We start from the raw sequence: 6,481 nt of genomic DNA on the forward strand, positions 1-6,481 counted from the left end.
CAGGTCGTATGCGTATCAAAGAACCATCTTTAGCATACATTTGTTCATCAGAATTATAACCCGTATGCTTCAAACCAAATGGATAATAATGATTTTTTATTCTTGTAAGAACGTAGGTCAAAGTTAATATTTTATAAACAAAATCCTAACTTTTTTTACGGTTAGGATTTTTTTTTGATTTACATTATACGAACAGCGAATTAGGATTGTTTAGTACAGTGTGAAAGAATTCATGTGAGAGTAGGGGCAGGGTGCATTTAGTGTTCGTTAGGGTAGCTGTTTAAAATTATCGCTTTTTCTTCCGATTTTCTTCCAGGATAAGGGGGATTTTCGTAAAAAAACGTTTAAACTTATTAACAATTTGGACGCAATGTTTTCCGCTGCCAACTTAAGGTTCAATAATCGTAATGTAAATGTTAAAAAAAGCAATATTCCCTTATCTTTTGTGGTTATTTGGCTAGAATCCTGACTTACAGAAACCCGTAGTTTTATTCTTTTTTTAAACTTTTATTAAAGTAAATGGCCATTCATTGTTGAAAAAAAATATTTCTTTTTTTGAAAGTGTATTTTGATAAGTTTTCTCTTTTTTGTAATTTGTGATACGCTAAATGCATAATAGTATAGACATAATTAATTGTTTAACGAATAAAATTTATATGCCATTGAAAACGAATGTTAACCTTTTAGAAGAAACAGTAGAGAAGTTGTCAAAAATAGTTTTTGACCTAAGTAAAAATCACGATTTTGAGGCTGATTATTATGACAATGCCGATGTGAAGAGAATTTTTAAACTCAGTGATTCTACTTTGTTTCGTTATCGTAAACATAATAAAATTCCCTATACAAAATGGGGAGGACGAATTTGGTATCCAAAATCGTTTTTCAAAGAATCATTCATGAATAAAGTGAAAAACAAACACTTATTGTAAGTTTTTAATTTCACTAGGTGACTTGATGTTGCCTAGTGTTTCTTTTCTTTTTTTTAACTATAGTACAATAACTAAGGCGCTCTATAGCATTTTTGCTACTGCTTTTTCCTTTTTTTATCCTTTCCTTTTTTACCCTGTTTTTCAATGCTGGTGCTGCTATAGGTAGCTTCGGACTATTGGTCTTGCCCTGTGTTTTTATTTTTAATTCAAGCGTTACCGCCTGATGCAGTGGTTTTTATAAAAGCCAAACGCTACCGCTTTCTTTTGTTTTTGCCTTTTTTTAGGTAAGGACTACGATTTTCCTTTTTTTGATTTTTCCGCTCTTTTTTTCTCCTTTTTACGGGTTTGAATAGGGATTGACTCTAACGTGGTTCGTACCAGCTCGTGTTTTTGCGAAGGCCATACGAACCAAGTACGAATATAATACGAACCAAACCCCTCTAAAAACCGACTAAACCATGCATTAAAGTGCAAAAGCGGTCAAATAACGTCAAAAGGTGTCATTTTAAGGCAGGGCATTTCACAGCTAGTCAATATCGGTCAAAACCAGTCAAAAAAGAGCAATAGCAGGCATTTTTTTTCAATACATGTCATTTTAGTTTAAATTCAATCAAAAGCCGTTAAAGGTTTGTTTTTCAGTAGTTTGACTTGTTTTTAAAAAAATGGTTTTTTTATCTTTGTCCCTGTACTTTGATAGCGCGCATCACTTACAAAAGGTTAATGTTTAATTTATAATTTTTAAGAATATGGCAACATATAACAAAGGCATATTAGGTGCTTTTTCTGGAAAAGTAGGTCCTGTAGTGGGGGCCACTTGGCGAGGTAAAGATGTTATGCGTAGTTTACCTAAAAAAGGCAATCGTTTGCCTACTGAATCCCAGCAAGTGCAACGCAAAAAGTTTACGATGACGACGGAATTCATAAGTGGCATTCAGCCTGTAGTGAAACGCTATTTTGGTCGTGATAATGGGAATAAAACCCGACGCAATCAAGCGATGTCGTACTTAATGAAAGAGGCGATTGTGTTCAATGACCCTGATTATGAATGGGATTACTCGAAAATTTTGATTAGTAAAGGAGATTTGCTAGGGATTGATAATGGGCAAGTGGTGGCTGGAGCCGGACAAAGCATCGATTTAAGTTGGAGCAATAACAGTGATCAAGGGGAGGCGTTGGCTTCTGATAAATTGGTAGTAGTGGTGTATGAACCTTCTTTGAAAGCGACGGTGTATAGTTTGAATGCCAGTACTAGAAGTAGCGAATCGGTAACACTAGAATTGCCGAACTATTTAGCTGATTTAAAGGTTCAGGTGTGGGCTACTTTTGCCGCTGAAGATGATGCTCTTGTAGCAACGAGTCACTATTTAGGCTCGGTAACATTAGGTTAATTATAGCGGTATATTAGTGTTCGTACCAGCGATTTATAAACGCTCTGCCAGTAATGGTGGAGCGTTTTTTTTGTTTTATTGACCGTTGCCTTCGAGAGCCTCAGGCAACGGTTTAATACGGATTATCTGAATGGTGGCTGAGGTTCTCGAAGGCAACTAGATAGCTGGTGTGCTTACTATTGGTAGGGGTTTTTGACTGAATGAGGTGGTACAACTATTATTGATTAGTTGAAATTTACGTCATAAAAATTGTATGATTTCATTTTTTTTGTTATGTTTGGGACTATAAGATTTTTAAAACCATGATGAGCAAAACTACCGTAAAAGCCGATATCAATTTTGAACAAGAACTATGGAAAGCTGCCAATGAATTACGTGGTGCTGTAGCTGAAAATCAATACAAAGACTATGTGTTGCCGATGATTTTCTTAAAGCATATGTCTGAGCGTTATGAGATGCGTAAGGAAGAATTAACGACGTTACTACACGATAAAACCTCCAGTTATTTTACGACAGATGAAGCAGAAATCAACTATGTGTTGGAGGATGCCGATGAATATTTATCAAAAAATGTATATATCATTCCCAAACAAGCCACTTGGGACTACTTAAAAGCCAATGCCGAGCAAGACAATATCAAAGTGATTGTAGATGATGCTTTTGATGTGTTAGATGCTACTTTGGCACAATTTAGACCCGATTTAAAAGGTATTTTACCTCGTATTTTTGTAAAAAGCCAATTAACCGCACGCCAAGTAGGTGGTTTAATTAATTTACTATCCAATCCTAAGTTATCGCAAAAGGAAAATCCTGAAAGTGATGTACTAGGGCGTGTGTATGAATACTACATTGGTAAGTTTGCTTTGGCAGAAGGTTCTGGTGCGGGACAATTCTTTACACCAGGCAGTATTGTGCGTTTGATGGTAGAAATGATTGAACCTTATGAAGGTAAAATCTTTGATGCCGCTTGTGGTAGTGGCGGTATGTTTGTACAATCGTTGAAGTTTTTAGAAAGTCATGGAGGCGACAAACGTAAGATTTCTATTTACGGACAGGAGCGTTATGATGGTACGTTGCGTTTGTGTAAAATGAACTTAGCCTTGCGTGATTTGTCTTTTGATGTACGCTTGGGCGACTCGTTATTGAACGACCAATTTCCTGATTTAGAAGCTGATTACATCATTGTAAACCCTCCGTTTAATGTGAGCCAATGGCACCCAGAAGACTTGCCTGAAAACGACCCTCGCTTGTTTGGACCGAAAGAAGAATTTACTACCGATGGTAATGCCAACTTTATGTGGATGCAAACCTTTTGGAGCCATTTGAGCAAAAAAGGTACCGCAAGTGTCGTAATGGCAAACGGAGCGATGACCTCTAACAACAAAGGAGAAAAAAACGTACGTGAGTTTATGGTAAACAACCACATGATTGATTGTATTGTGCGTTTACCCGATAAATTGTTTTTAACTACAGGCATACCTGCTTGTATTTTTATATTAAGTAAAAACCGAGATGGCAAAGACGGCATCCACCGCGAACGTAAAAATGAAATCCTGTTCATAGATACCAGTAAAATGGGTACGATGGAAAGCCGAAAACTTCGTGTGTTTACCGATGCTGATATAGACAAAGTAGCCGCAACCTACCATGCGTGGCGTAACAAACCCGATGGTCATGCTAAACTTGTTTCAGCATCTAATACACCCTACAGCAATATAGACGGCTACTGCTACGCCGCCACCTTAGAAGAAGTACGTAACCAAGACTACAAACTGACCCCAGGTATTTATGTAGGTACCGAAGAAGTAGAAGACGATGGGATTGCATTTGAAGATAAAATGGCAAGCTTACAAGCTACCTTACAAGAGCAGTTTGCGAAAGGGAATGAGTTGCAAAAGAGGATAGTTGAAAATTTTAATAAGTTGTAAAATGGTTTTAGACAGAATAGTTATTGAGGATTTTAAATCAATATCAAAAATAAATTTAAATATACATGATATTACCTGTTTGGTTGGTAAAAATGAGTCAGGTAAATCTGCTATATTAGATGCTATTAGTTGTTTAAATTCTGAAAAATATAATTTGAGTGTAGATAAAACAAATAAAAGATCTAAACGATATGAAAATGACGAATTACCAATTGTTACGGGTTATTTTTTATTAACTGAAGAGGATAATGAATATCTTGAGATGACATTGCCTTTTGAGTATGATTCTAAGGGAAAATCAATTGAAAATAATTTTAATTTTAAGTGGATAAGGATAAAAGTAAACAATGTTGAATCTAGTAACATTGAGTTAGAATTTGTTCATGGAAATAATAAAGCAATTAAATTAAAAGATAAATTTCAACATGATAAGAGTGTATATCAAGAATATAAATCTAGAATTTTATATGAGTTAATACCAAATATTGAACTTTTTACTCAGGAAACTTTACAAATTAAACCTGTGACAGTTCAAGAATTAATATCTCCTATGAAAGAAAATGAATCTTTCAGAAGATTACTTAAAATAGGAGGAATTAACGATTTGGCAGTCTTAAATAATTCAAATCCTGAAAGAGTATCTGATAAACTGCATCTTGCGAGTCAAAATATAACTGAACTACTACAAAAAAATTATAAACAAGATAAAACATTAAGAGTTGAAATAAATTATCATGGTAATCAATTTTTACTAAAATTCAGAGATAGCTCTAATAGAAGTTATAGTTTAAATGATAGAAGTGTTGGTTTTCAATATTTCTTTGCATTTTTGGTAAATAAAACATACATGAATAAACTTGAAAATCAGAAAAATATTTTGCTTTTGGACGAACCAGGGGTTTCATTACATCCTGAAGGAGCAAGAGATCTTGTAAAGCTTTTTGAAGAGATAGCAAAAACAGACCAAATAGTATATACAACACATAATCCATTTTTAGTTTATAGAAATAAACCAGATAATTTGATTTTAGTTAAAAAAGATAATGATGGTACTCAATTACTAACGAAAGTATATACTAATAAATATCAAATTTTAAGAAAAGAACTTGGCTTATTACTTAATGATTCTTTTTTGGTTAATGATATTAATATTGTGGTAGAAGGTAATGCTGATAAATATATTTTACATTATTTAATTCATGAATTAATAGATTTTGAATCACTAACTTGGATACATATTTACAGTGCTGATACAGCATCTGAAGTAGTTCCTTCAGTTCGATATCTTAATAGTTTAGATTTAAAAGGCATTGTATTACTAGATTCTGATACAGCTGGAAAAAATGAAATTGCAAAACCAAAATTTAAAACTCATGTGTTAGAAAATAAAAATTGGGATTTCTTAACTCTTAATGAAGTTGTCAAAGACAGTAATGAAAGAACTATTGAAGATATGTTAGAACAAGAGTTTTTTATAAACGCATATAATAGTTACTATACTTCTGTTGATGATAGTGTTGATTGGAAAAAAGATTTTGTTGAATTATCTGTAAAAAAGTATAAGACTCCAGTTTTAGATACAATAAATAAACATTTTAATGAATTTGCAGATGGAGGAATTAATAAAATTGCTATTTTAAGACAGTTTACTAAAATGTTTCCCTATAATGAAAATATTGAAAAGTATAAAGATTTAGTTGATGTTTTAAGGGTGATTCAAGCCAAAATAAGTAAATTTTAAATATGTTTTTTTTCTATTTTAATACTAAAAGTATAAAAGTTGAATTAGGTTCTTTACCTAATGAACACGATATGGCTATTGTCTCAATTGATCAATATGGAAATATTGGAGAGCTTAATAAACTTGTTTTAAGGCAATATGGATATAGTGAGCATATTTTAAAAGAGTTAAATTTAGTAAAAGGATATGATTTATTTGAATTAAATAGTAAACCTATACTTTTTATTGTAACTATCAACGATGCATTGGTTGGTACTAAAGACGGAACGAAATTTAATTTAAGTACTAATTTATCCAAAGCAATAGATAATTACTTTGATTTTTTTAGAGGTAGGTCTATTTGGATTCCTTTAATGGGTTCAGGTTCAGGTGGTCTTACCATGAACGAAAGCTTTGATTCAATAATAAATGTATTGAAATTAAGAATATTAAAAATAGAAAAATATAATTGTACATTTAATATTTCTATACCTGATAATAATGAGGGTTTAAAAT

The 6,481-nt window shown here is 32.7% G+C and carries 5 protein-coding genes; all 5 read left to right on the forward strand.

Annotated elements, in window-relative coordinates; all coding sequences use genetic code 11:
• The first annotated feature begins 656 nt into the window (after positions 1-656).
• Entirely contained in the window at positions 657-929 is a 273-nt protein-coding gene (locus QZ824_RS10195; RefSeq protein WP_291275911.1) for a hypothetical protein, read from the forward strand.
• Between the two features lie 746 nt (positions 930-1,675).
• A complete protein-coding gene (locus QZ824_RS10200) occupies positions 1,676-2,317 on the forward strand; it encodes a DUF6266 family protein (RefSeq protein ID WP_291275912.1) in 642 nt (213 codons plus the stop codon).
• Between the two features lie 305 nt (positions 2,318-2,622).
• The gene (locus tag QZ824_RS10205) at positions 2,623-4,245 is read left to right on the forward strand and encodes a class I SAM-dependent DNA methyltransferase (RefSeq protein WP_291275915.1); all 1,623 of its coding nucleotides are present in this window, start codon (positions 2,623-2,625) and stop codon (positions 4,243-4,245) included.
• Position 4,246: 1 nt separating this feature from the next.
• Positions 4,247-5,986 (forward strand): AAA family ATPase, encoded by a 1,740-nt coding sequence (locus tag QZ824_RS10210; RefSeq protein WP_291275913.1) that lies wholly within the window; start codon positions 4,247-4,249, stop codon positions 5,984-5,986.
• A 2-nt stretch (positions 5,987-5,988) separates the two neighbouring features.
• The coding region (locus QZ824_RS10215; protein WP_291275914.1) for a hypothetical protein at positions 5,989-6,481 on the forward strand (493 nt) is incomplete at its 3' end.

Source organism: Flavobacterium sp. (assembly GCF_021151785.1).
Taxonomy (GTDB): domain Bacteria; phylum Bacteroidota; class Bacteroidia; order Flavobacteriales; family Flavobacteriaceae; genus Flavobacterium.

Excerpts from the sequence above, each read along its gene's own strand:
- QZ824_RS10195 (WP_291275911.1), top strand. The coding sequence starts at position 657 with ATGCCATTGAAAACGAATGTTAACCTTTTAGAAGAAACAGTAGAGAAG.
- QZ824_RS10200 (WP_291275912.1), top strand. The coding sequence starts at position 1,676 with ATGGCAACATATAACAAAGGCATATTAGGTGCTTTTTCTGGAAAAGTA.
- QZ824_RS10205 (WP_291275915.1), top strand. The coding sequence starts at position 2,623 with ATGAGCAAAACTACCGTAAAAGCCGATATCAATTTTGAACAAGAACTA.
- QZ824_RS10210 (WP_291275913.1), top strand. The coding sequence starts at position 4,247 with ATGGTTTTAGACAGAATAGTTATTGAGGATTTTAAATCAATATCAAAA.